The organism is Shinella sp. GW835-FHT14H05 (assembly GCF_058793575.1).
Genome location: NZ_JBXAFY010000005.1, coordinates 332182 through 354578 on the forward strand (window position 1 = coordinate 332182; position 22397 = coordinate 354578).

Here is a 22397-nt window from a genome sequence, read left to right on the forward strand (position 1 = left end):
GCCCCGCGCAGGAAGGACTTGTCATGGCATATGATCTCATCGTTATCGGTTCCGGCCCCGGCGGCTATGTCTGCGCCATCAAGGCGGCCCAGCTCGGCCTGAAGGTCGCGGTCGTCGAGAAGCGCCAGACCTATGGCGGCACTTGCCTCAATGTCGGCTGCATCCCCTCCAAGGCGCTGCTGCACGCCTCCGAGGTCTACCACCAGGCCGGCCATGGCATGGAAGCGCTTGGCATCGACGGCGTGAAGCCGGTGCTCAACCTGCCGAAGATGATGGCGCACAAGGATGCGACCGTGAAGTCGAATGTCGACGGCGTCGCCTTCCTCTTCAAGAAGAACAAGATCGACGGCATCCAGGGCACCGGCAAGGTGCTGGGCGCGGGCAAGGTCTCCGTCACCAACGACAAGGGCGAAGAGCAAGTCCTGGAGACGAAGAACATCGTCATCGCCACGGGTTCCGACGTCGCCGGCATTCCGGGCGTTCCGGTCGATATCGACGAGAAGGTCATCATCTCGTCGACCGGCGGCATCGCGCTCGAAAAGGTTCCGGGCCACCTGATCGTCGTCGGCGGCGGCGTGATCGGGCTGGAGCTCGGCTCGGTCTGGGCACGTCTCGGCGCCAAGGTCACGGTCATCGAATATCTCGACACGATCCTCGGCGGCATGGACGGCGAGGTCTCCAAGCAGTTCCAGCGCATGCTCGCCAAGCAGGGCATGGAGTTCAAGCTCGGCGCCAAGGTGACGGGCGTGGAGAAGGCCGGCGCGGGCGCCAAGGTGACCTTCGAACCGGTCAAGGGCGGTGATGCCGCCACGATCGAAGCCGACGTCGTGCTGATCGCCACCGGCCGCAAGCCCTATACCGAAGGCCTCGGCCTCAAGGAAGCGGGTGTCGCGCTGGACAATCGCGGTCGCGTCGAGATCGACAACCACTTCCAGACCAACATTGCCGGCATCTATGCGCTCGGCGACGTGGTGCGCGGCCCGATGCTCGCCCACAAGGCGGAAGACGAGGGTGTCGCCGTTGCCGAAATCCTCGCCGGCCAGGCGGGCCATGTGAACTATGACGTCATCCCGGGCGTGGTCTACACCCAGCCGGAAGTCGCCTCCGTCGGCAAGACGGAAGAGGAGCTGAAGGCTGCGGGTATCGCCTACAAGGCCGGCAAGTTCCCGTTCACGGCGAACGGCCGCGCCCGCGCCATGCTGGCGACGGATGGTTTCGTAAAGGTCCTGGCCGACAAGGAGACCGACCGCGTGCTCGGCGTGCACATCGTCGGCTTCGGCGCCGGCGAGATGATCCACGAGGCGGCCGTGCTGATGGAATTCGGCGGTTCCTCCGAGGACCTCGGCCGCACCTGCCACGCGCACCCGACCATGTCGGAAGCCGTCAAGGAAGCCGCACTCGCGACCTTCTTCAAGCCGATCCATATGTGATCCGGACCATATGCGACAGGGGTGGGCGGCTGCGACAACCGGCCGCCTGTCCTCTACGCTCGATCAGGGGCACCATGCAGGCTGTAAAGGATGGCCTTCATGTCCCCCGTATCGAGACCCGTCTCGCTCCCGCATCCCCTGCTGCCGACTGCCGACTGGGCGGATCGCTTCACGCTCGGCCTGCCCGTCGATCATCTCACGGCGCGGGAGGCCGCGCGGCTGGCGCTCGAACATCCGCCGGGCTGGGTGCGCAGACTGATGGCGCTGCGCAATGCGCTGGTCGCGCCCTTCGGCCTGAAGCGGGCGGCGGAACAGGCCGCGACATCACAGGTGGAAATCGGTGGTTTTCCGGTGGTGAGCGCCAGTGACGACCGGGTCGTGCTCGGCTTCGACGACAAGCATCTCGATTTCCGCATCGTCATCGATATAAGGCAGGACCGGCCAAGCGGCCAGACCCTCAGCGTGATGACGCTCGTGCACCGCAACAACCTGCTCGGCCGGCTCTATCTCGCCGCCATCATGCCGTTCCACAAGCTGATCGTTCGCACCATGCTGTGCGGCGTCGGGCGCCGGGTCAGTTCACCGCGGTTACCGTAAAGCCCTGCTTGCGCAGGAGTTCGACCACGCCCTCCGGGCCGGCGAGATGCAGCGCGCCGACGGCGATGAAGACGTTGCCGTCCGCCAGGATCGGGGCCGCCCGTTCTGCCATCGTGTGGTTACGGTCGATGATGATGCGCTGCTCGAAATCGGCATAGGCCTTGGCGTCCTCGTCCGTCTCAGGCGCGGACGCCCGCATCATCGGCATGATCATGCCGGTATCGCCGGCAAGATAGAGCTGGCTCATCGTCTCGATGACATCCGTCAGCGTATCGCCGAGTTCCAGCGTCTGCACGAGGCCCTGGACCTGCGGTTCGACCGGCAGCGAATCGAGGGCGGAAATCTGCTCGATCAGCGTTTCCAGGCCTTTCAGCGTCTTGCCTTCGGCGAGCGCGGTTTTGGCGAGCTGCTGGTCGAGGAAGGCCGCACCCGCCGTCTTTCGGGCGATCTCGCAGGCCGGCAGCGCCACGAAGCTCGCGATCATCCATGGCTTCATGCGGCCGACGGCGGCGAGCGACAGGCCGCGCCCCTTCAGGCCTTCCGCAAGCTTCTCCGCATCCTGCTTGTCGAGGAAGTCGGTGATGGATTTTCCGTCGGTGAACATGGTGAGGTCGGGCCGCGCCATGATGGCCGCGCCCGCCTTCTTCTCGTCGGCGATCTCGTCCGATTCGACGACGATGGTGGCGGCATCGGCATAGGCGGTGCGCGCCGCTTCCGGCATGGCGAGCACGCGCGGGTCCGTCACATGCATGGTGCCGAGCAGCCAGGAGGCGGGCTTGCCGTCCTTCTCGATCTTCCAGAAGATGCCCTTGCCGTTCGGCACGGCATCCGCCTCGGCGCGCAGCTTGGCGAAGCCGGCCGGGTCGTCCTTCTCGAATTTCGTCAGCAGGTTGTTGCCGCCGCACGCTGCAGGCTCCTGCGCATGGGCGGGGGAGAGGGTCGCCAGCACGACGAGGACGGAGAGGGCGATGAAGAGATGGATAGCCGCCAGCGCCCAGAGGCCGGCATCGGCCAGCCGGTCGGCCAGCACCATGCGGCTCTTGTGAAGAAGGACTGTCATGGTCGAACTCCCTGCATATTTTTCGCGACCCTAGCCGCGTCCCCCTCACAAGCCGTTAACGGATTCAGGCGCGCGGGTGCGCTCGGTCGTAGATTTCGAGCAGCCGGGCCGAATCGACGCCGGTATAGACCTGGGTCGTCGAGAGGCTGGCATGGCCGAGCAGTTCCTGGATGGTGCGCAGGTCCCCGCCGCCGGCAAGCAGATGCGTGGCGAAGGAATGGCGCAACGCATGCGGCGTGGCGCTGTCCGGCAGGCCGAGCGCGCTGCGCATCTTCTGCATCTCGCGCTGGATGATGGCGGGCTGCAACGGCCCGCCGCGCATGCCGCGGAACAGCGGCTTGTCCTCGGCCAGCGGAATGGGGCAGAGTTTGATGTAATCCTCGACGCCGGTGAGCGCCGGGGCGATCAGCGGCACGATGCGCATCTTGTCGCCCTTGCCGGTGATGCGCAGCGATGTCGGCGTGCCGGCGAAATCGGCGGGCGTCAGCGACAGCGCCTCGGAGATGCGCAGGCCGCAGCCGTAGAGCAGCGTCAGCACCGCGGCATTGCGCACGCGGATCCACGGTTCGTCGGCAAGCTGTTCGCTGGCATCGACCACGGCGATCGCCTGCCCGGCGGAAAGCGGTTTCGGCAGCGATTTCGGCTGTTTTGGCGAGCGCACGGCGGAGGCACCGGCCGCATTGGCAAGGCCCTTGCGCTCCAGATGGCGCAGGAAGGAGCGCAGGCCGGCAAGGCCGCGGCCGAGCGTGCGGGCACCCGCACCATCGCGGCGCCGGCTGGCGAGGAAGCCGCGCAGGTCTGCCGGGCGCAGGTCGCCGATATCCTTCAGGCGCGCGGGGGCGGCGAGATGCTGCGTCAGGAAGGTGAGGAACTGCCTCGTGTCGCGCTCATAGGCGTCCAGCGTGTTCTCCGACAGCCGCCGCTCGTCGGCCAGCGACGCGAGCCAGCTTTGTCGCTCGGTCATCAGGGTCTGGTCGGCGATGATGAGAAGTTCGTTCATGGCATGCCCTTCGGCCGTTTGCCGCATGGTCGGTGATTTGCGTTAACGTTTGCTTCACCGGCCGCCTTCCTCTGGACATGGTGCCCGGTATAGAGACGATCGTGCTCCTGATTCCGGATACGCTTCATGCTGCTGCGCTCCATGTCCGCCGAAAACTACCGTTCGCTGCGCTCGATCCGCATGGATCTTGGGCGGGTGAACCTGTTCGTCGGCGAGAACGGAGCGGGCAAGTCGAACCTCTACCGCTCGCTGCAACTGGTGCAGGCGGCGGTGCGCGGCAATTTCGCCCATGAGATCGCAGCGGAGGGCGGCATGGCCTCGGCGCTGTGGACGGGCAAGCGCCGGGTGAACGAGCCGGTGCGCATCCGGCTGGAGGCCGAGCTTCTCGACGAGGACCGGGCGATCACCTTCCGCTACCGCGTCGAGGCGGGCTTACGACCGCCGATCGATGCCGCGGGTTTCGCCTTCGAGCCGCAGGTCAAGGCCGAGGAATTGTCGATTGAGACCGGCCGCCGGCCGGTGACCATGATGAAACGCGGCGGACCGGGCATCATGGTGCGCAGCGAGGCGGGCCGGATGGTGGAGTATCCCGAACAGGCCCTGACCTCCGAGACCGCCATCGCGCTTCTCGGCGATGCCGGCCATTATCCGGAGGTCGGCACGTTCCGCCGCGCGGTTTCGCAATGGCGGTTCTTCCACGGTTTCCGCTCGGACCGCGATTCGGCGCTGCGCCAGCCCTGCCTTGCCGTCACCGCGCCGCTGCTCGACGAGGACGGGGCGAACATGGCGGCGGTCTTCGCGACGCTGAAATGGACGCGGGGCGACACGGTCGATCTCGACCGGGCGGTGGCGGATGCCTTTGGCGGCGCACGGCTTTCCGTGCCCGAGCCGGAGGAATTCGCCTCCTACGGGCTGACCTTCCCGCAGTTTCCCCAGCGCATCTTCCAGCCGCGCGAGCTTTCCGACGGGCAGATCCGTTTCCTGGCGCTCGCGGCTGCATTGCTTTCATACCGCACGCCGCCGTTGATCGCGTTGAACGAGCCGGAGGCGAGCCTCCATCCGGACATGCTGTCGCCGCTCGCCGAGATGATCGCGCGGGCCGCCGAGACGAGCCAGTTGTGGATCGTCACCCATTCCGAGCGGCTGGCGCAGGAGGTGGAGACGCGCTGCGGCGTGCGGGCCAAGCGCGTCGTGCGCAATGACGGCGCGACCTGGATCGACGGCATGCGGCTGACCGGCGAAATGGGCGAGGACGACGAATGAGCGGGACGGCGATCTTTGCGGTTTTCTTCGCGCACCGGCGGGGGCATCTTCGCGGGCAATGAACAGCGATTCGATCGACCTTTTCGGGGAGAAACTTTTTCCGCGCACGGTGCCCGTCATGGTGCCGGTGCCCACGCCCACGCCCTATTCCTACTCCGTGCCGGAGGGCATGGCGGTGGAGCCGGGCTCGATCGTGCAGGTGCCGCTCGGGCCGCGGCTGGTGCCGGGGGTCGTCTGGGATGGCGGTGACGACAGCCAAGTCGATCCGAAGAAGCTGCGGCCGATCGAGAAGGTCTTCGACTGCCCGCCGCTCTCGAAGGAGATGCGCGATTTCCTCGACTGGGTTTCCGCCTATACGGTCACGCCGCCGGGCTTGGTCGCCCGCATGGCGCTGCGTGCGCCGACGGCCTTCGATCCCGAGCCGATGATCGAGGGGCTGCGTTTTACGGGTCACCGGCCGGAGCGGCTGACGAGTGCCCGCGAGCGGGTGCTGGAAATGGTCGAGGACGGCATTCCGTGGACCCGCTCGGGTCTTGCGCACGCCGCCGGCACCTCGACCAGTGTCGTCGACGGGCTGGTGAAGCAGGGCAGCTTCGAGACCGTCTTCCTGCCGCCGCCGCCCGTCGTCGCGGTGCCCGATCCGGAGCATGTGGAGCCGCGGCTCGAAGGGCCGCAGACGGAGAGTGCGGCGGAGCTTGTCGAGAGCGTGCGCGCCGGCGGCTTCAACGTCTCGCTGATCGACGGCATTACCGGTTCGGGCAAGACCGAGGTCTATTTCGAGGCGATTGCCGAGACGCTGCGGCGGGGCAAGCAGGTGTTGATCCTGCTGCCGGAAATCGCGCTGACGGCAAGTTTTCTGGAGCGTTTCCAGGATCGGTTTGGCGCAAAACCCGCCGAGTGGCATTCCGATCTCGCCCCGCGCATCCGTGAAAAGGTCTGGCGGCAGGTGACGATGGGGGATGTGCGGGTCGTGGCCGGCGCGCGTTCGGCGCTGTTCCTGCCCTTCGAGAATCTCGGCCTCGTCATCGTCGATGAGGAGCACGATCCTGCCTACAAGCAGGAAGACCGCGTCTTCTACAATGCGCGCGACATGGCCGTGGTGCGGGCGCGCATCGGCGATTTCCCGGCCGTGCTCGTCTCGGCGACGCCGTCCATCGAAAGCCGCGTCAACAGCGATGTCGGGCGCTATCGCAAGCTGCACCTGCCGACGCGGTATGGCGACGCCGCCCTTCCGGACCTGCACCTTGTCGATATGCGGCGCCATCCGCCGGCGCGCGGCGGGTTTCTTTCGCCCGTCATGCTGCGCGGCATCGCCCGCACCATCGAGAAGGAGCAGCAGGCGCTGCTTTTCCTCAATCGCCGCGGTTATGCGCCGCTGACGCTCTGCCGCGTCTGCGGCCATCGTTTCCAGTGCCCGCAATGCTCAAGCTGGCTGGTCGAGCACCGGTTTCGCGGGCAGATCCAGTGCCATCATTGCGGCTATGCCGAGCGCACGCCGGAAGCCTGCCCGGAATGCGGCACCTTCGATCATCTCGCCGCCTGCGGGCCGGGGGTGGAGCGCATTGCGGAGGAGGTGGAGAAGCATTTTCCGGAAGCGCGCACCATCGTGCTGTCCTCAGATCTGATGGGCGTGAAGCGGCTCAGGCTGGAGCTGGAGGCGATTGCGCGGGGTGAGGCGGATATCGTCATCGGCACGCAGCTCGTCGCCAAGGGGCATAATTTCCCGCTGATGTCGCTGGTCGGTGTGGTCGATGCGGACCTCGGGCTTTCGAACGGCGATCCGCGCGCGGCGGAGCGGACGTTCCAGCTGCTCTCGCAGGTGACGGGACGCGCGGGCCGCTCCGGCCTCAAGAGCCATGGCCTCATCCAGACCTACCAGCCGCTGCATCCCGTCATGCAGGCGATCGTCTCCGGCGATGCGCAGGCCTTCTACGACCGCGAGATCGGCGAGCGGGAAAAGGCGCTGCTGCCGCCGTTCGGGCGGCTCGCCTCGGTCATCGTCTCGGCCGACACCCGCGGCGAGGCGGAGATGCATGCGCGCGGGTTGCGGCAGGCCGCCCCCCAAGTCGACGGCATCTCGATCCTCGGCCCGGCCGAGGCGCCGCTCGCGCTCGTGCGCGGCCGCCATCGTTTTCGCCTGCTGATCCATGGGCGGCGCAACAGCGACATGCAGACGTTCCTGCGCACCATGCTCGCCAATGGGCCGAAGGAGCGGGCGTCGCTCCAGGTGCAGCTCGATATCGATCCGCAGAGTTTCCTCTGAGCGTCATGGTTAACAAAGAGTTGTGCGAAGTCGGCGCGGCCGCTTCTGCGCCTTTCGCGCCTGTGCGATAGAGGGGCGGGCGAGCACAACCGGAGAAACGTCGCGATGGAATTCTACATCCCCACCGAAACGGGCGAGCTGCTCGCATTCTCGGCGGCCATCGTGACCGCGCTCTTCGGCCTCTTCGCTCTCTTCGCGCCCGGCACCGCGTTGAAGCTCGCCGGCCTGCAGACCCGCGACGGCAGCCGCGAAGGGTATGCCTTCGCCCGCTCGGCCGGCGGCTTCTATGCGGGGCTCGCCATCGTCGCGCTGATGATGGCGCAGAGCTGGATCTATATGGGCATCGGTGGCGGCTTCGCGCTCGCTGCATTCGGCCGCATTCTCTCGCTGATGTCGGACGGGTCCTTCACGCTGAAAAACCTCGTCGTGCTCGTCGTGCAGGCGGGCCTCGCCGCGCTGCCTTTGGCCTACGCATTCGGCTTCATCTGAGCGAAAAACCGGCCCGGCCTGCCTCGGCGACAGCAGAACATAGTCTGCGCAGTCAACTTTTGCTCCGACTATGGCCGACTTATGGCGCATTCCTGCGCCGCGTGTGTTGCGAGTCCCGGTTTCCTATGCTAGACGAACCGCGAAATTCAGAAAAAACGGGCTTCAAAGCCTGTGGGAACTGAAGATTACCGCAACGATTTCAGAGGGTTAGGACTGTAGCCTCGCTACCGCCCCGCTTTCTGGATGAAAAGAAGAGAAGCTTGTGCCCGTGGCAGACACATCCCAGCTCGTTTCCGGTGTTGCAGAAAGATACGCGTCCTCGCTTTTCGACCTCGCTCAGGAAGCCGGTTCGGCTGATAGTGTCGGTGCCGATCTCGCCCGTTTCCAGGCGCTGATCGACGGGAGCGAAGACCTCAAGCGGCTGATCCTCAGCCCTGTCTTCTCCGCCGAAGATCAGACCAAGGCCATTGCCGCCGTTGCCGCCAAAGCCGGCATCACGGGCCTCGTGGCAAACTTCCTCAAGGTGGTTGCGTCAAATCGCCGCCTGTTCGCCGTTCCGGGCATGATCAAGGCCTACCGCGTCATCGCGGCCCGCGCCCGCGGCGAAATCACGGCCGATGTCACCTCGGCCCATGCGCTGACCGCAGCGCAGGAAACAGAATTGAAGGCGGCGCTGAAAGGCGTCACCGGCAAAGACGTGACGATCGCCGTCACCGTCGACCCGTCCATTCTCGGTGGCCTGATCGTCAAGGTGGGTTCCCGCCAGATCGACACGTCCCTTCGCACCAAACTCTCTACTCTTAAGCTTGCACTGAAAGAGGTCGGCTGATGGATATCCGCGCCGCGGAAATTTCCGCAATTCTCAAAGATCAGATCAAAAACTTCGGCAAAGAGGCGGAAGTCTCGGAAGTCGGCCAGGTGCTCTCCGTCGGTGACGGCATCGCCCGCGTTTATGGCCTCGACAATGTTCAGGCCGGCGAAATGGTGGAATTCCCGGGTGGCATCCGTGGCATGGCGCTGAACCTCGAAAGCGACAACGTCGGTGTCGTTATTTTCGGTTCGGACCGTGACATCAAGGAAGGCGATACCGTCAAGCGGACGGGCGCCATCGTGGACGTGCCGGTCGGTCCGGAACTGCTCGGCCGCGTCGTTGACGCGCTCGGCAACCCGATCGACGGCAAGGGCCCGATCAATGCCAAGCTGCGCTCGCGCGTCGACGTCAAGGCTCCGGGCATCATCCCGCGCAAGTCGGTGCATGAGCCGATGTCGACCGGCCTCAAGGCCATCGACGCCCTCATCCCGGTCGGCCGCGGCCAGCGCGAGCTCGTCATCGGCGACCGCCAGACCGGCAAGACCGCGATCATCCTGGACGCGATCCTGAACCAGAAGGCGATCCACGACAACGGCCCGGAAGGCGACAAGCTTTACTGCGTCTACGTCGCTATCGGCCAGAAGCGTTCGACCGTCGCCCAGTTCGTGAAGGTTCTCGAAGAGCGCGGCGCTCTCCAGTACTCGATCATCGTTGCTGCAACCGCCTCCGACCCGGCGCCGATGCAGTACCTCGCACCGTTCGCCGGTTGCGCGATGGGCGAATACTTCCGTGATAACGGCAAGCACGCCCTCATCGGCTACGACGACCTTTCCAAGCAGGCCGTTTCCTACCGCCAGATGTCGCTGCTGCTGCGCCGCCCGCCGGGCCGCGAAGCCTATCCGGGCGACGTCTTCTACCTGCATTCGCGTCTCCTCGAGCGCGCTGCAAAGCTCAACGACGACATGGGCGCTGGCTCGCTGACGGCTCTGCCGGTCATCGAAACCCAGGGTAACGACGTGTCGGCGTTCATTCCGACCAACGTGATCTCGATCACCGACGGCCAGATCTTCCTTGAAACGGACCTGTTCTACCAGGGTATCCGCCCGGCCGTTAACGTCGGTCTGTCGGTGTCCCGCGTGGGCTCGTCCGCGCAGATCAAGGCGATGAAGCAGGTCGCCGGCTCGATCAAGGGCGAACTCGCCCAGTATCGCGAAATGGCAGCCTTCGCCCAGTTCGGCTCGGACCTCGACGCCGCAACGCAGCGCCTGCTTAACCGCGGTGCACGCCTGACCGAACTCCTGAAGCAGCCGCAGTTCTCGCCGCTGAAGACGGAAGAGCAGGTCGTGGTGATCTTCGCCGGCGTCAACGGTTACCTCGACAAGATCGCGGTCAACCAGGTCGGCAAGTTCGAGCAGGGCGTGCTCGGCTACTTCCGCTCCGAGGGCAAGGACATCCTCGACAAGATCCGCACCGAAAAGGCGATCAGCGACGACACCAAGGGCAAGCTCAAGGCCGCCCTCGATGCCTTCGCCAAGACCTTCGGCTGAGGCTACGGTTCGAGCCCTGCGCGCTAAGCTGGCGCGCAGGCAGCCCGGGAACTTTGATTGACGCATGATCTGCTCAGAGGATTTTCTGGGGGATCATGTCACAGGACGGAAAACGGATGCCTTCACTTAAGGATCTGAAAAACCGGATCGCCTCCGTCAAGGCGACGCAGAAGATCACCAAGGCGATGAAAATGGTCGCCGCGGCGAAGCTTCGGCGTGCCCAAGAAGCGGCCGAGGCCGCCCGGCCCTATTCGCAGCGCATGAGCGCCGTTCTCGCCAACATCGCCCAGGCCGTCGGCCAGGACGATTCGGCGCCGCGCCTCATGACCGGCACGGGCAAGGACCAGGTTCATCTGCTCGTCGTCTGCACGGCCGAACGCGGCCTGTGCGGCGGCTTCAACTCGCAGATTGCGCGTCTGGCGCGTGACCATACCCGCAAGCTTCTGGCGAGCGGCAAGACGGTCAAGATCATCTGCGTCGGCAAGAAGGGTTTCGATATCCTGCGTCGCGAATTCGCGTCGCTGATCATCGACCGCGTCGACCTGCGTGAAGTCAAGCGCATCAACTTCGCCAATGCTGACCAGGTCGGCCGCAAGGTCATCGGCCTGTTCGAAAAGGGCGAGTTCGACGTCTGCACGCTGTTCTATTCCGAGTTCAAGTCGGTCATTTCGCAGATCCCGACCGCGCTCCAGCTCATCCCGGCCTCCGCTCCCGCGGCTGTCGCCGAGACGACCGGTGCAACGGCGATCTACGACTACGAGCCGGATGCCGGCGCGATCCTCGGCGATCTCATCCCGCGCAACATTTCCGTCCAGATCTTCCGGGCCCTGCTCGAGAACGTCGCCGGCGAAATGGGCGCCAAGATGAGCGCCATGGACAACGCGACCCGCAATGCTGGTGAAATGATCAACAAGCTGACGCTCAACTACAACCGTCAGCGCCAGGCTCAGATCACCAAGGAACTCATCGAAATCATCTCGGGCGCTGAAGCGCTCTAAGGACCAGGACAAAGAGGGTAAGAGATATGGCTAAGGCAGCTACCCCGAAGGACACCGCAGCGGCGAAGAAGCCGGCTGCGACCAAGACGGCAGCAGCAGCGGCGGCTCCGGTCGCAGCAGCAGCAACCAAGGCTCCGGCCGCAAAGGCGACGGCTGCCAAGGCACCGGCCGCGAAGACCGCTGTCGCCAAGGCCGCCACGAAGGCTGCGGCTCCGGCCGCATTCGTTGCGACCGGCCGCGTGACGCAGGTCATCGGCGCCGTCGTCGACGTTTCGTTCGACGGCGAACTGCCGCAGATCCTGAACGCGCTGGAAACCGACAACAACGGCAACCGCCTCGTTCTCGAAGTCGCCCAGCACCTCGGCGAAAACACCGTTCGCACGATCGCCATGGACTCGACCGAAGGTCTCGTCCGCGGTCAGCCGGTCGCCAACACCGGCGCCCCGATCACCGTTCCGGTCGGCCCGGAAACGCTCGGCCGCATCATGAACGTCATCGGCGAGCCCGTTGACGAAGCCGGTCCGCTGGTCACCGCCGGCAAGCGCGCCATCCACCAGGATGCACCGTCCTACGTCGAGCAGTCGACGGAAGCCCAGATCCTCGTCACCGGCATCAAGGTCGTCGACCTGCTGGCACCTTACGCAAAGGGCGGCAAGATCGGCCTCTTCGGCGGTGCAGGCGTCGGCAAGACCGTTCTCATCATGGAACTGATCAACAACGTCGCCAAGGCGCACGGTGGTTACTCGGTGTTCGCAGGCGTGGGTGAACGTACCCGCGAAGGCAACGACCTCTACCACGAAATGATCGAATCCGGCGTGAACAAGCACGGCGGCGGCGAAGGCTCCAAGGCAGCCCTCGTTTACGGCCAGATGAACGAACCGCCGGGTGCGCGCGCTCGCGTCGCTCTGACGGGTCTGACGATCGCTGAAGACTTCCGCGACAAGGGCCAGGACGTTCTGTTCTTCGTCGACAACATCTTCCGCTTCACGCAGGCCGGTTCCGAAGTGTCCGCTCTGCTCGGCCGTATCCCGTCGGCCGTGGGCTATCAGCCGACGCTCGCCACGGACATGGGCCAGATGCAGGAGCGCATCACGACCACGACCAAGGGCTCGATCACCTCGGTTCAGGCCATCTACGTTCCCGCCGACGACTTGACCGACCCGGCGCCGGCAACCTCCTTCGCCCACCTGGACGCAACGACGGTTCTGTCGCGCTCGATCGCCGAAAAGGGCATCTACCCGGCCGTGGACCCGCTCGACTCGACGTCGCGCATGCTCGACCCGATGGTTGTCGGCGAAGAGCACTACGAAGTCGCCCGTAAGGTCCAGACGACCCTGCAGCGCTACAAGTCGCTCCAGGACATCATCGCCATCCTGGGCATGGACGAACTGTCGGAAGACGACAAGATCGCCGTTGCCCGCGCCCGCAAGATCGAGCGCTTCCTGTCCCAGCCGTTCTTCGTCGCCGAAGTCTTCACCGGTTCGCCGGGCAAGCTCGTCGCGCTCGAAGACACGATCAAGGGCTTCAAGGGCCTCGTCAACGGCGAGTACGACCACCTGCCGGAAGCCGCCTTCTACATGGTCGGTTCCATGGAAGAAGCGGTCGAAAAGGCCAAGAAGCTGGCTGCCGAAGCCGCTTGATGAACTTGGGGCGCCCTTAACCGGGCGCCCTGTTTCCCGGCCGAATGAAATCAGAAGAAGTGAATGGTCATGGCTGACAGTTTCAACTTTGAACTCGTTTCTCCCGAGCGCCTGCTGGTTTCCGGCAGCGTCAGCTCCGTCGTCATTCCGGCGACCGAGGGCGAAATGACCGTCATGGCCAACCACGCGCCGACCATGACGACGATCAAGCCGGGTGTCGTCACCGTGACGTTCGCGGACGGCAAGAAGCACCGCTACGTGGTCTTCGGCGGTTTCGCCGACATCCTGCCGACCGGCTGCACGCTGCTGGCCGAATCGGCCGTGCATGTCGACGAGATCAAGAGCGAAGACATCACGCGCCGGATCGAGGCGACCCGCGCCGAGCTGGAGCATGCGTCCTCGGACGAACACAAGTTCGGCATCGAGAGCTACCTCGCGCAGCTCACCACGCTGCAGGGCACGCTCCTGCCGGCCTGATCCGAACCCGGATTTCGCAGACACCAAACCCGCTTCGGCGGGTTTTTTGTTGCGCTAGATCCGCTTGCCGACGGAACAGGGTCTCTTTACCTTATCCGTAAGAATGCTCATCGGCGGGGGCTGCCGGGCGTCCGATTTTGCTGTTTCTTTACGGCAGGGATGGAGAGTGGCCCCAAAATGGCTGGCTCCAGCATCAGGACGAGGAATGATGACCCGCAAGATCGTACCCGTAATCATGGCCGGCGGTAAGGGCACGCGGCTCTGGCCTCTGTCACGCGCCTCCGCGCCAAAGCAGTTCCTCGAATTCCTCGGTGAAACGACGCTGTTCCAGAAGACGCTGGCGCGCGTTTCCGACACCGCGCTCTACGAGCCGGCGATCGTCGTGACCAACAGCGATTTCCGCTTTCTCGTCGCCGAGCAGGCGCGCGCCGCGGATGCGCCGCTCACCTCGATCCTGCTGGAGCCCGTCGCGCGCAACACCGCGCCGGCGCTTGCCGCCGCCGCCACGCTCATCGCGCGCCTCCACGGCGACGATGCCGTCATGCAGGTGCTGGCCTCCGACCACGAGATCGATGCGAACGACGTCTATTTCGACTGCATCGCCCGCGCGCGGGCCGCAGCACAGGCCGGCCGCCTCGTCACCTTCGGCATCACGCCGAGCGAGCCTGCGACCGGCTACGGCTATATCGAGATCGGCGAGGATCTCGGTAACGGCGCCAATGCCGTGCGCCGCTTCGTCGAGAAGCCGGACCGCGACAAGGCCGCGGAGATGCTTTCGGCAGGCGGCTATCTGTGGAATTCCGGCATGTTCATGCTGCCGGTCGGCCTGTTCCTGCGCGAGCTCCGGCAATATGCGCCGGAGGTGCTGGACGCGGCGAGTGAAGCCGTGGCGAAGGCGAAACACGACCTCGATTTCGAACGGCTCGACGAGGCCGCATTTTCGCGTGCACCCGATATTTCCGTCGACTATGCGATCTTCGAGAAGACGCCGATCGCCGCCGTCGTGCCGTCGCCCATCACCTGGTCCGATCTCGGAAGCTGGGATTCCGTCTGGAAGACCGGAAAGCAGGACGAGGCCGGCAATGTCGTGGATGGCAGCACGACCGTGCTCGACACGCGCAATTCGCTGGTCATCTCGCGTGATATCCACGTCGCGGTGCAGGGCCTCGACAATGTGGCCGTCATCGCCAGCGAAGACGCCGTCTATGTCGGCCGCATGGAAGACAGCCAGAATGTCGGCAAGCTGGTCAAACATCTCGCGGCGCTGCCCAAGACGGCGAAGCTGACCGAGACGCACCCGACCTCCTACCGCCCCTGGGGTGGCTACACCTCCGTGCTGAACGGCGAGCGCTTCCAGGTGAAGCGCCTCTTCGTGACCCCCGGCAAGCGGCTTTCGCTGCAGAAGCACCACCATCGCTCCGAACACTGGATCGTCGTGCGCGGCACAGCGGAGGTGACGATCGGCGAGAAGACGGTCATGCTGCGCGAAAACGAATCCGTCTATATCCCGCAGGGCGAGGTGCATCGCCTCGCCAATCCCGGAAAGATCCTGCTGGAACTGATCGAGGTGCAGACCGGCTCCTATCTCGGCGAGGACGATATCATCCGCATCGAGGACGAATTCGGCCGCGGCTGATCAGAGAAGCGTGGCGCCTTCCGGCGTCACCTTCAGCGCCGTCAGGCGGCCGCTGGCATAACAGGTTGTGTCGATGCAGATGCGGCCCGTGCCGAAGACCGGCTCGGGTCCCGCGGTGTGGCCGTGGATGACGGTGATCGGCAGGCCGGGGCCTTCGCTCAAAAATGGTTCGCGGATCCAGATCATGTCGTAATCCTTCTGCTGCGGAAGGGGCACGTTGGGCTGGATGCCGGCATGGACGAAGAGCCGGCGGCCGCTCAAGGCCGCGATCGGCAGGTCTTGCAGGAAGGCGATGTGGTGCGGCGGCACGCGCTGGCGAAGCGCTTCGCCAAGGGCTCGCATGCCGCGCTCGCCGTAGCGATAGTCCGCAAGGTCGATGCCGTAGGAGCGCAGCGTCGCATCGCCGCCATAGTCCAGCCAGCGCAGGTGCTGCAGCGGGTCGATGATGAATTTCAGGAACGTATCGTCATGATTGCCGCAGAGCGCGATGCGCTCGATGCCGTCTGCATGGCGCTCCGTCGCAAGATGCTCGATCACCGCATTGGACGCCGGCCCGCGATCGACGTAATCCCCGAGATAAAGGATCAGCGGCGGCATGCCGGCATGGGCCGCGGCATCGGCGCGGATCTTCTCCTCCAGCGCCAGCAGGGCATCGTGGCAGCCGTGCACGTCGCCGATCGCGTAGATCAGCGGCTGGTCGGCAGGAAGCGTCAGACGGCGGCGGCGCAGCGGGGGTGGGGCAATGCTCATATTCGACGTCATAGCCGGGAAGGCTGGCGACGGGAACCGGCAAAGTGGCGCATCGCTAACGCCGCCTGACGGGCGGGCAGCGGCTGAGCGCGCGGCATTCCGCATCGATCCAGATGCCGGCCTTCTTCTGCATCGCCTGCTGCTGGTCGGCCATTCCTTCCGGCGTCGCCGCCCAGGCCGCGCCGGCGGCGATCAGCGCCTGGGCGATATCCTTGCCGCCGGACGTGCAGGTGAGGAAGGTGGCGGGGCCGATGCGAAAATCCTGCTCGCAGAAGAGCGTGCGGTTGGCGACGAGCTGCCGCAGCACGATCCGCGCCTTCTGGCCGCAGACCGCGATGGCGCCGCCTTCGCCGCGGCAGAACCGCTTTGCATCGACGGCAATCGCATTCGTCAGCACGTAGAGCCGGCCGCCATCGCGAAAGGACGTGCTGTCGAGCACGATGACGCGGCTGCTGACGGGGATGCGCAGCGGCGTCATGACGTGATCGACCGCCAGCCGTTCATAGGTCTGCTTGCTGCGGTCGATCCGCACGGGCTTGTCGGTCCAGATCGGATCGTCGGAGGCCGCCCCCGGCAGGAGTTCCGCTGCCATTGCCGCCATCGTGGTGACGAGCAGCAGCAGGAGTGCTGCCATCATCGGCCTTGTTCGCACATGCATCACATTTTTTCCGCGAGCGGCAGCCAGCGGCTGCGGTCGAAATAATCCGGCAGGTAGGAGCCGCGGTTGCGCGTGCGGTCCGGGTTGATGGTGAAATTGTAGCGCGGCGTTTCGCCGAATTCCTTCTTGAGCTGGATGCGGTTGCCGAAGCGGATAATGTCGAACTCCTTGAGCGCCCGAATGTTCTCGAAAATATCGGGGGCCTCTTCCCAGCGCACCTCGTCGAGAAAGACCTCGATGGCATTGATGACGGCGTCGGTCACCTGGGTTTGCGTTGCCGGGTTCTCGATGTTCAGCTTGAGGCGGAAGGAGGAGACGCGCGTTTCCGCATTGCCCTTGATCGACAGGAAGACGGAGGAGGACGGGTTCGGCCCGTCGCGCTCATGGGCGAATTCGCGGTAGGACTGGCACTCCCAGCTTTGCTGGTCGAAGACGCCGGCCTTCCAGCCGGAATTGACGAAGCCGCCGCGGCGCAGCGCCTCGCAGAGCGCTTCCGGCGCCTTGCGGATCGTGCGCACGAACTGGGTCTGCGTGGGCGTGACGGGGGTCAGCAGCCGTTCGGAAATGAGGCCCTCGGGGCGCGGCATGCGGTTGCCCTTCATCTCGTAGGGGCGCAGCGCGCGTTCGCGCGGTTGGGCCTCTATCGGGTCGTAGCCGAAGCGGGCGAGCAGCAGGTTGAGGTTGCGGTAATCGTTGGCCAGAAGCACGGTCGCGCCGATCGCTCCGAGCAGCACGATGGCGAAGAGCCCGAAGACAACCAAGCCGGATCTGCCTTGCTTCCGCTCCGTCATGCCGAACCGCGCCGTTGCCCGTGTCGATTCGGCCGGCGGGTGGGGGCAAGCCCCGGCCGCGGCCGATCTTTCGTTCCTGATAGGCCACAAGGCGCATGCCTGCAAGCGCGACCCGGCGCGCGCCTCACGCAGCGTTGCGCGAGGCCAGCAGGCTTTCATGCAGCATCAGCACCTCCGGCGGCGCGGTGCGGAATTTCGGCAGGCCGAGATGATAGCCGTAGCCGGTGACGAGGCTCGTTCCGCCGAGTTGCACCAGTGTGCCCGCGGCAAGCTCGGCGGCGATGAGATCGAGGCTGCCGAGCACCACGCCGTCGCCGCTGAGGGCGGCATCGATGGCGAGTGCATAGGTGGAGAAGGTGAGATGCGGCCGGGGCAGCGGCCGGCGCCGAAAGGTTTCCGGCGCGACGCGCTCCAGCCAGGGGCGAAAGGAAATCCAGTTGGCGTTGAAGCGCTCGTAGTCGATGAGGTCGAGGCCGGCGAGATCGGCCGGGGCGAGCGTGGCGGGATCGAGCCCCTTGCGGGCGATGTAGCCGGGGGCCGCGACCGGCGCCAGTTCCTCGGCCAGAAGCGGTGTCAGGTTCCAGCGCGGGTGCTCGCCGGCGGAATAGAGGATGACGAGGTCGTTGTTTTCCGAGGCGAGGTCGGCCGGGCTGTCGACGGTGACGAGGCGAATGGAAACGCCGGGATTGTCGCGAGCGAAATCGCGCAGGCGCGGCCCGAGCCAGAGATGCGAGACGGAGCCGCTGGCGGCAAGCGAAATGCTCTGGCCGGCGCCGGTGCGGAAGGGTTCGAGGCTCTCCTCGAGATAATCGAGCGAGGCGCGCACGCGCTGGAACAGTTTTTCGCCGCGCGGCGTCAGCGACAGGTTCTTGCCGGCGCGGGCGAAGAGCTGCGTGCCGAGATGGTCTTCCAGCCCCTTGATGCGGCGGCTGACGGCGGCTTGCGTGATGTTGAGCTCGCGCCCGGCGCGGGAAAAGTTCATGTGCCGGCAGGCGGCGTCGAAGACGCGGAAGGCTTCCAGCGGGATATGGGCGAGCAGGCCGGCTTTCATGATCTGATGTTATCAAAAAGCCCGAAAAATCCAAGGATTTGAAAATCTGAAATCGTGATGCACGGTTCGGGAAATCGTCTGGGGGATTTTCCGTGAAGTTCGTTACGTCTTTCGTGCCCGATATCCGCTTCGGCGACGGGGTTCATGACACCATCGCCGCCTCCGCCCGCGCGTTCGGTGCGGAAAAAGTGCTCGTCGTCATCGATGGTTTCCTTGCCAACAGCGGCCTCGGTGCGCGCCTGGCAGCGCAGTTCGCCGCGGAAGGCGTGGCGGCGGATTTCTATTCGGACTTTGCCGGTGAGCCGAAGCTTGCGCATGTGCAGGCCGCAACGGCGGCGGCGCGGGGCAAGGATCTCGTCGTCGGCATCGGCGGCGGGTCGGCGCTGGATATTGCCAAGATCGCGGCCTGCGCGGCGGCGTCTTCGCAAGATCCGATGCATTATGCGCTGGCCGCCAATCCATTGCCCAGGGCGCCGCTGAAGAAGATCATGGTTCCGACCACGGCGGGAACCGGCTCGGAAACCTCGGCGACGACGATCTTTGCCGGGCCGGAGGGCAAGAAACTCTGGATCTGGGGGCCGGAAACCAAGGCGGATCTCGTGCTGCTCGACCCGGCGCTGACGGTGACGCTGCCGGCGAACCTCACCGCCTGGTGCGGCCTCGATGCTTTCGTGCACGCCTTCGAGGCGGCGACCAACCGCAATGCCCATGCGGGTGCGGCGCTCTATGCCCATGCGGCGCTCGGCCTGCTCACCGAGGCGCTGGAAACGGCGGTGAAGAACCCGGCGGATATCGAAGCGCGCGGCAAGGTGCTGCTCGGCTCGTGTTATGCCGGCGTCGCCATCGACAATTGCGGCACGGCGGTCGCCCACAATATCAGCCATGCGCTGGCCGGCCTCACGCCGGTACATCACGGGCTCGCCACGGCGCTCGGTTTCGAGGCGACGCTCGCCTGGCTGGTCGAGGCTGATACGGCCGATCTTGCTGCTGCGGCGCGGGCCTGCGGGCTTTCCGACGCGGCGATGCTGCCTGGCTTCGTCGGCGACCTGATGGACCGCTGCGGCATCGTCCGCGCGCTGCCAAAGGCCTTTGCGGATTTCACCACCGCCGATCTCGCCCGCGAAATGCGCGCGCCGGAAAACCAGCCGATGCGGCGCTCGACGGTGCGCGAGATTTCCGACGCCGATATCGAAACCTTCGCGGCCGCGATGATGACCCTGCCAAAGACGCTCTGAGGACCCGATATGACCGAACAGTTCAGCCGCGCCTATTGGGAAGACCGCCTTGCCGGCCTTTCGCTGGAGCGCGGGCATTTCATCGATGGAAAGGTGCAGCCCGCGTCTGCCGGCAAGACGTTCACCCGCACACGTCCGATGGACGGTCAGCCCGGCGCCGTGCTGGCGCGTGGTGATGCGGCGGATGTCGATCTCGCGGTGGCTTCCGCCCGCAAGGCCTTTGCCAGCGCCGTGTGGCGCGGCAAGGAGCCGATCGAGAAGAAGAAGATCATGCTGCGCTGGGCGGAGCTGATCCGCAGCCATGGCGAAGAACTGGCGCTGCTGGAGACGCTCGATGTCGGCAAGCCGGTGCAGGCCTCGCTTAGCGTCGATGTGCGGCTCTGCGCCGAGGGCATCCAGTATTACGGCGAGATGGTCGACAAGCTCTACGACGAGATCGCGCCGACAGGGCCGAAGGCCCGCGCGCTGGTGCGCAAGGTGCCGCTCGGCGTCATCGCGGCGATCACGCCCTGGAACTATCCGATGATCATCGACGCCTGGAAGCTCGGGCCGGCGATTGCGGCCGGCAATTCCGTCGTGCTGAAGCCGGCGGAACAGTCGTCGCTCTCGGCGCTGCGGCTGGCGGAACTGGCGATCGAGGCGGGCCTTCCCGCCGGCGTCTTCAATATCATTACCGGTTTTGGCGAGGAAGTGGGAAAGCCGCTGGCGCTACACATGGATGTCGACATGGTTGCCTTCACCGGCTCGACCGAGGTCGGCAAGCTGATCATGGGCTATGCCGCGCAGTCGAACCTCAAGCGCGTGGCGCTGGAACTCGGCGGCAAGTCGCCGCTCGTGGTCTTCGAGGATGCCGATCTCGACGCGGCCGCCAGTGCCGCCGCCTGGGGCTGCTTCTACAATTCCGGCGAGACCTGCCATGCCCCCACCCGCCTCGTCGTGCAGCGTTCGGTGCAGGACAAGCTGATCGAGAAGATCGAGGCCGTTGTGAAACGCGAGATCGCGCTGGCGCATCCCTTCGAACCCTCCGCGCAGATCGGTGCGCTGATCGAGGCGGAGCATATGGACAAGGTGCTGGGCCTGATCGCCACGGGCGAGAAGGATGGCGGGCGCCGTGCCTTTGGCGCCGAGCGCGTATTGTCGGAGACCGGCGGCTATTATGTCTCGCCGGGCGTCATCACCGATGTGACGAACGACATGAGCATCGCCCGGCAGGAAATTTTCGGGCCGGTGCTGGCGGCGATTGCCTTCGACACCGAGGAAGAGGCCCTCGCGATCGCCAACGATACGATCTACGGGCTGGCCGGCGCGGTCTTCACCCGCGACATGGACCGGGCACACCGCTTTTCCGAGGCGATCCATGCCGGGACTGTCTGGATCAACACCTATGACATGTCGAATTTCGCCACGCCCTTCGGCGGCTTCAAGCAATCCGGCTTCGGCCGTGACCGCTCGGTGCATGCGATCGACAAATATTGCGATTACAAGACGATCTGGCAGCAGTTCAGTTAAAGTTTTGAAGGGGAGGGGCGCATGAGCAAGATCGTTTCCATCGGGATCAGCCATCACCGGCTGCCGCTCGATCCGCCGTTCAAGGCAAGCTGGGACGGCCGGCCGCGCCGGCATTTCGACGCGACCATCGTGCGCGTGACGGATGACGAGGGCCGCGAGGGCATCGGCTCCGGTGACCTGATGAAGGGTTTTGAGGGCCACGAGGACCTGTTCATCGGCCAGGACCCGCGCCATCTCGAACGGCACTATGAGGTGCTGTCGCATATCAACTTTCACTACGGCCGCTGCTGGCCGCTGGATCTCGCGCTCTGGGACCTTGCCGGCAAGGTGACGGGCGAGCCGGTCTGGCGCATGCTGGGCGGCCGGGCGGATCGTGTTCGGCTCTACGCTTCCTCCGGCGTGCTGCGCGAGCCCTCCGCCATGGCGGACCAGGCGGAGCGCTATATCGAAGAGGGTTTTCCAGCGATGAAGGTGCGCTTCTCGTCTTCCGCTGGCGGCCGCAATGGTTGGCGCGACGACGTCAATGCGCTGGAGGCGATCCGCGCGCGTGTCGGCGACCGGCTGGAGCTGATGGTCGATTGCAACCAGGGTTGGCGCATGCCCTGGGACACGACGCTGCCCTGGACCTTCAAGGATGCGCTGGTCGTGGCGCGCGAACTGGAACGCCTCGGCATCTACTGGATGGAGGAGCCGCTGCACCGCTCCGACCGCAAGGGCATGAAGGCGCTGAAAGAGGCGACGGATATCCGCATCGCGGGCGGCGAGATGACGCGCGAACTCTACGAGTTCCGCGACATCATCGAGGAGCGCGCCTTCGACGTCATCCAGCCGGACGTGGCGCTGGTCGGCGGCATTACCGGCTGCCGGCGGCTTGCCTTCCAGGCGCGCGAGGCGGGCGTCACCTTCACGCCGCACTCCTGGACGAACGGCATCGGCGTGCTCGCCAATGCGCATCTGACAGCGGGTGCGGGGGACGCGCCCTTCCTCGAATATCCCTATGACATGCCGGAATGGAGCGAGGCGCGCCGCGACTATCCGCTCGCGACACCACTGCGCCACGAGAACGGCTGGCTCAAGCTCGGCGAGGCGCCGGGCCTCGGCATCGTGCTCGACGAGGAGCGGCTCAAGGCGACGCGGCTTCCCTGAGCCGCTTCACTTCGCCCCCTTGACATATTCCCCGTGGAGGCCGACT

Annotated in this window: 20 protein-coding genes; 14 read left to right on the forward strand and 6 right to left on the reverse strand. The window is 65.4% G+C overall.

Annotated features, from left to right (window positions below; genetic code table 11):
- Positions 1-23 precede the first annotated feature (23 nt).
- Together lpdA and AC1Q6Z_RS18320 are read left to right on the forward strand one after the other, a co-directional pair.
- Positions 24-1430, forward strand: a complete 1407-nt coding sequence (lpdA, locus tag AC1Q6Z_RS18315) for a dihydrolipoyl dehydrogenase (RefSeq protein ID WP_492648793.1) — start codon at positions 24-26, stop codon at positions 1428-1430.
- Positions 1431-1529: 99 nt separating this feature from the next.
- Complete coding sequence (locus AC1Q6Z_RS18320) at positions 1530-2027, forward strand: DUF2867 domain-containing protein (RefSeq protein WP_492648794.1); 498 nt, start codon at positions 1530-1532, stop codon at positions 2025-2027.
- Here the strand turns inward: AC1Q6Z_RS18320 and AC1Q6Z_RS18325 are convergent.
- Both AC1Q6Z_RS18325 and AC1Q6Z_RS18330 read right to left on the reverse strand, forming a co-directional pair.
- Positions 2005-3087, reverse strand: a complete 1083-nt coding sequence (locus tag AC1Q6Z_RS18325; RefSeq protein WP_492648795.1) for a TraB/GumN family protein — start codon at positions 3085-3087, stop codon at positions 2005-2007. The two genes, AC1Q6Z_RS18320 and AC1Q6Z_RS18325, sit on opposite strands and share 23 nt — an antisense overlap.
- Before the next feature lie 64 nt (positions 3088-3151).
- Positions 3152-4087 carry a tyrosine recombinase XerC gene (locus tag AC1Q6Z_RS18330; protein WP_439618008.1) on the reverse strand — a complete coding sequence of 312 codons (936 nt, stop codon included), beginning with the start codon at positions 4085-4087 and terminating at the stop codon, positions 3152-3154.
- A 126-nt stretch (positions 4088-4213) separates the two neighbouring features.
- Between AC1Q6Z_RS18330 and AC1Q6Z_RS18335 the strand changes: the two genes are divergently transcribed.
- The 9 genes from AC1Q6Z_RS18335 to AC1Q6Z_RS18375 all read left to right on the forward strand — a co-directional run bounded on the left by AC1Q6Z_RS18335 (position 4214) and on the right by AC1Q6Z_RS18375 (position 15211).
- On the forward strand, positions 4214-5350 hold the full coding sequence (locus AC1Q6Z_RS18335) for an AAA family ATPase (RefSeq protein WP_492648796.1): 1137 nt from the start codon (positions 4214-4216) through the stop codon (positions 5348-5350).
- A 58-nt stretch (positions 5351-5408) separates the two neighbouring features.
- A complete protein-coding gene (locus tag AC1Q6Z_RS18340) occupies positions 5409-7613 on the forward strand; it encodes a primosomal protein N' (RefSeq protein WP_492648797.1) in 2205 nt (734 codons plus the stop codon).
- A gap of 105 nt (positions 7614-7718) precedes the next feature.
- Complete coding sequence (locus AC1Q6Z_RS18345) at positions 7719-8102, forward strand: AGROH133_08824 family phage infection protein (RefSeq protein ID WP_492648798.1); 384 nt, start codon at positions 7719-7721, stop codon at positions 8100-8102.
- A gap of 262 nt (positions 8103-8364) precedes the next feature.
- Entirely contained in the window at positions 8365-8931 is a 567-nt protein-coding gene (locus AC1Q6Z_RS18350) for a F0F1 ATP synthase subunit delta (RefSeq protein WP_256119411.1), read from the forward strand.
- A complete protein-coding gene (atpA, locus tag AC1Q6Z_RS18355) occupies positions 8931-10460 on the forward strand; it encodes a F0F1 ATP synthase subunit alpha (protein ID WP_256119410.1) in 1530 nt (509 codons plus the stop codon). Before AC1Q6Z_RS18350 ends, atpA begins: the two co-directional genes overlap by 1 nt.
- Before the next feature lie 116 nt (positions 10461-10576).
- Entirely contained in the window at positions 10577-11458 is an 882-nt protein-coding gene (locus tag AC1Q6Z_RS18360; RefSeq protein WP_256119409.1) for a F0F1 ATP synthase subunit gamma, read from the forward strand.
- A 26-nt stretch (positions 11459-11484) separates the two neighbouring features.
- Positions 11485-13098: a F0F1 ATP synthase subunit beta gene (atpD, locus tag AC1Q6Z_RS18365; protein ID WP_256119408.1), complete on the forward strand. Its 1614-nt coding sequence runs from the start codon at positions 11485-11487 to the stop codon at positions 13096-13098.
- Positions 13099-13167: 69 nt separating this feature from the next.
- Positions 13168-13575 (forward strand): F0F1 ATP synthase subunit epsilon, encoded by a 408-nt coding sequence (locus tag AC1Q6Z_RS18370; protein WP_492648799.1) that lies wholly within the window; start codon positions 13168-13170, stop codon positions 13573-13575.
- A gap of 208 nt (positions 13576-13783) precedes the next feature.
- Positions 13784-15211 (forward strand): mannose-1-phosphate guanylyltransferase/mannose-6-phosphate isomerase, encoded by a 1428-nt coding sequence (locus AC1Q6Z_RS18375; protein WP_492648825.1) that lies wholly within the window; start codon positions 13784-13786, stop codon positions 15209-15211.
- On the opposite strand, the gene AC1Q6Z_RS18380 is transcribed toward AC1Q6Z_RS18375, so the two are convergent.
- The 4 genes from AC1Q6Z_RS18380 to AC1Q6Z_RS18395 all read right to left on the reverse strand — a co-directional run bounded on the left by AC1Q6Z_RS18380 (position 15212) and on the right by AC1Q6Z_RS18395 (position 18461).
- A complete protein-coding gene (locus tag AC1Q6Z_RS18380; protein ID WP_492648800.1) occupies positions 15212-15961 on the reverse strand; it encodes a metallophosphoesterase family protein in 750 nt (249 codons plus the stop codon). It lies immediately after the preceding gene.
- Between the two features lie 55 nt (positions 15962-16016).
- Positions 16017-16598 (reverse strand): hypothetical protein, encoded by a 582-nt coding sequence (locus AC1Q6Z_RS18385; RefSeq protein ID WP_492648801.1) that lies wholly within the window; start codon positions 16596-16598, stop codon positions 16017-16019.
- Between the two features lie 20 nt (positions 16599-16618).
- Positions 16619-17380, reverse strand: a complete 762-nt coding sequence (locus tag AC1Q6Z_RS18390; RefSeq protein WP_256119401.1) for a DUF6030 family protein — start codon at positions 17378-17380, stop codon at positions 16619-16621.
- Between the two features lie 154 nt (positions 17381-17534).
- A complete protein-coding gene (locus AC1Q6Z_RS18395; protein ID WP_492648802.1) occupies positions 17535-18461 on the reverse strand; it encodes a LysR substrate-binding domain-containing protein in 927 nt (308 codons plus the stop codon).
- A 92-nt stretch (positions 18462-18553) separates the two neighbouring features.
- Here AC1Q6Z_RS18395 and AC1Q6Z_RS18400 point away from each other — a divergent pair, with 92 nt between their 5' ends.
- Genes AC1Q6Z_RS18400 through AC1Q6Z_RS18410 form a run of 3 tightly spaced genes read left to right on the forward strand, consistent with a single transcriptional unit; the run spans position 18554 to position 22351 of the window.
- A complete protein-coding gene (locus AC1Q6Z_RS18400; RefSeq protein ID WP_492648803.1) occupies positions 18554-19696 on the forward strand; it encodes an iron-containing alcohol dehydrogenase in 1143 nt (380 codons plus the stop codon).
- A 9-nt stretch (positions 19697-19705) separates the two neighbouring features.
- Positions 19706-21205, forward strand: coding sequence for an aldehyde dehydrogenase (locus AC1Q6Z_RS18405; protein WP_492648804.1), 1500 nt, complete (start codon positions 19706-19708; stop codon positions 21203-21205).
- A gap of 21 nt (positions 21206-21226) precedes the next feature.
- Positions 21227-22351 carry a mandelate racemase/muconate lactonizing enzyme family protein gene (locus AC1Q6Z_RS18410; RefSeq protein WP_492648805.1) on the forward strand — a complete coding sequence of 375 codons (1125 nt, stop codon included), beginning with the start codon at positions 21227-21229 and terminating at the stop codon, positions 22349-22351.
- The last annotated feature ends 46 nt before the right edge of the window (positions 22352-22397 follow it).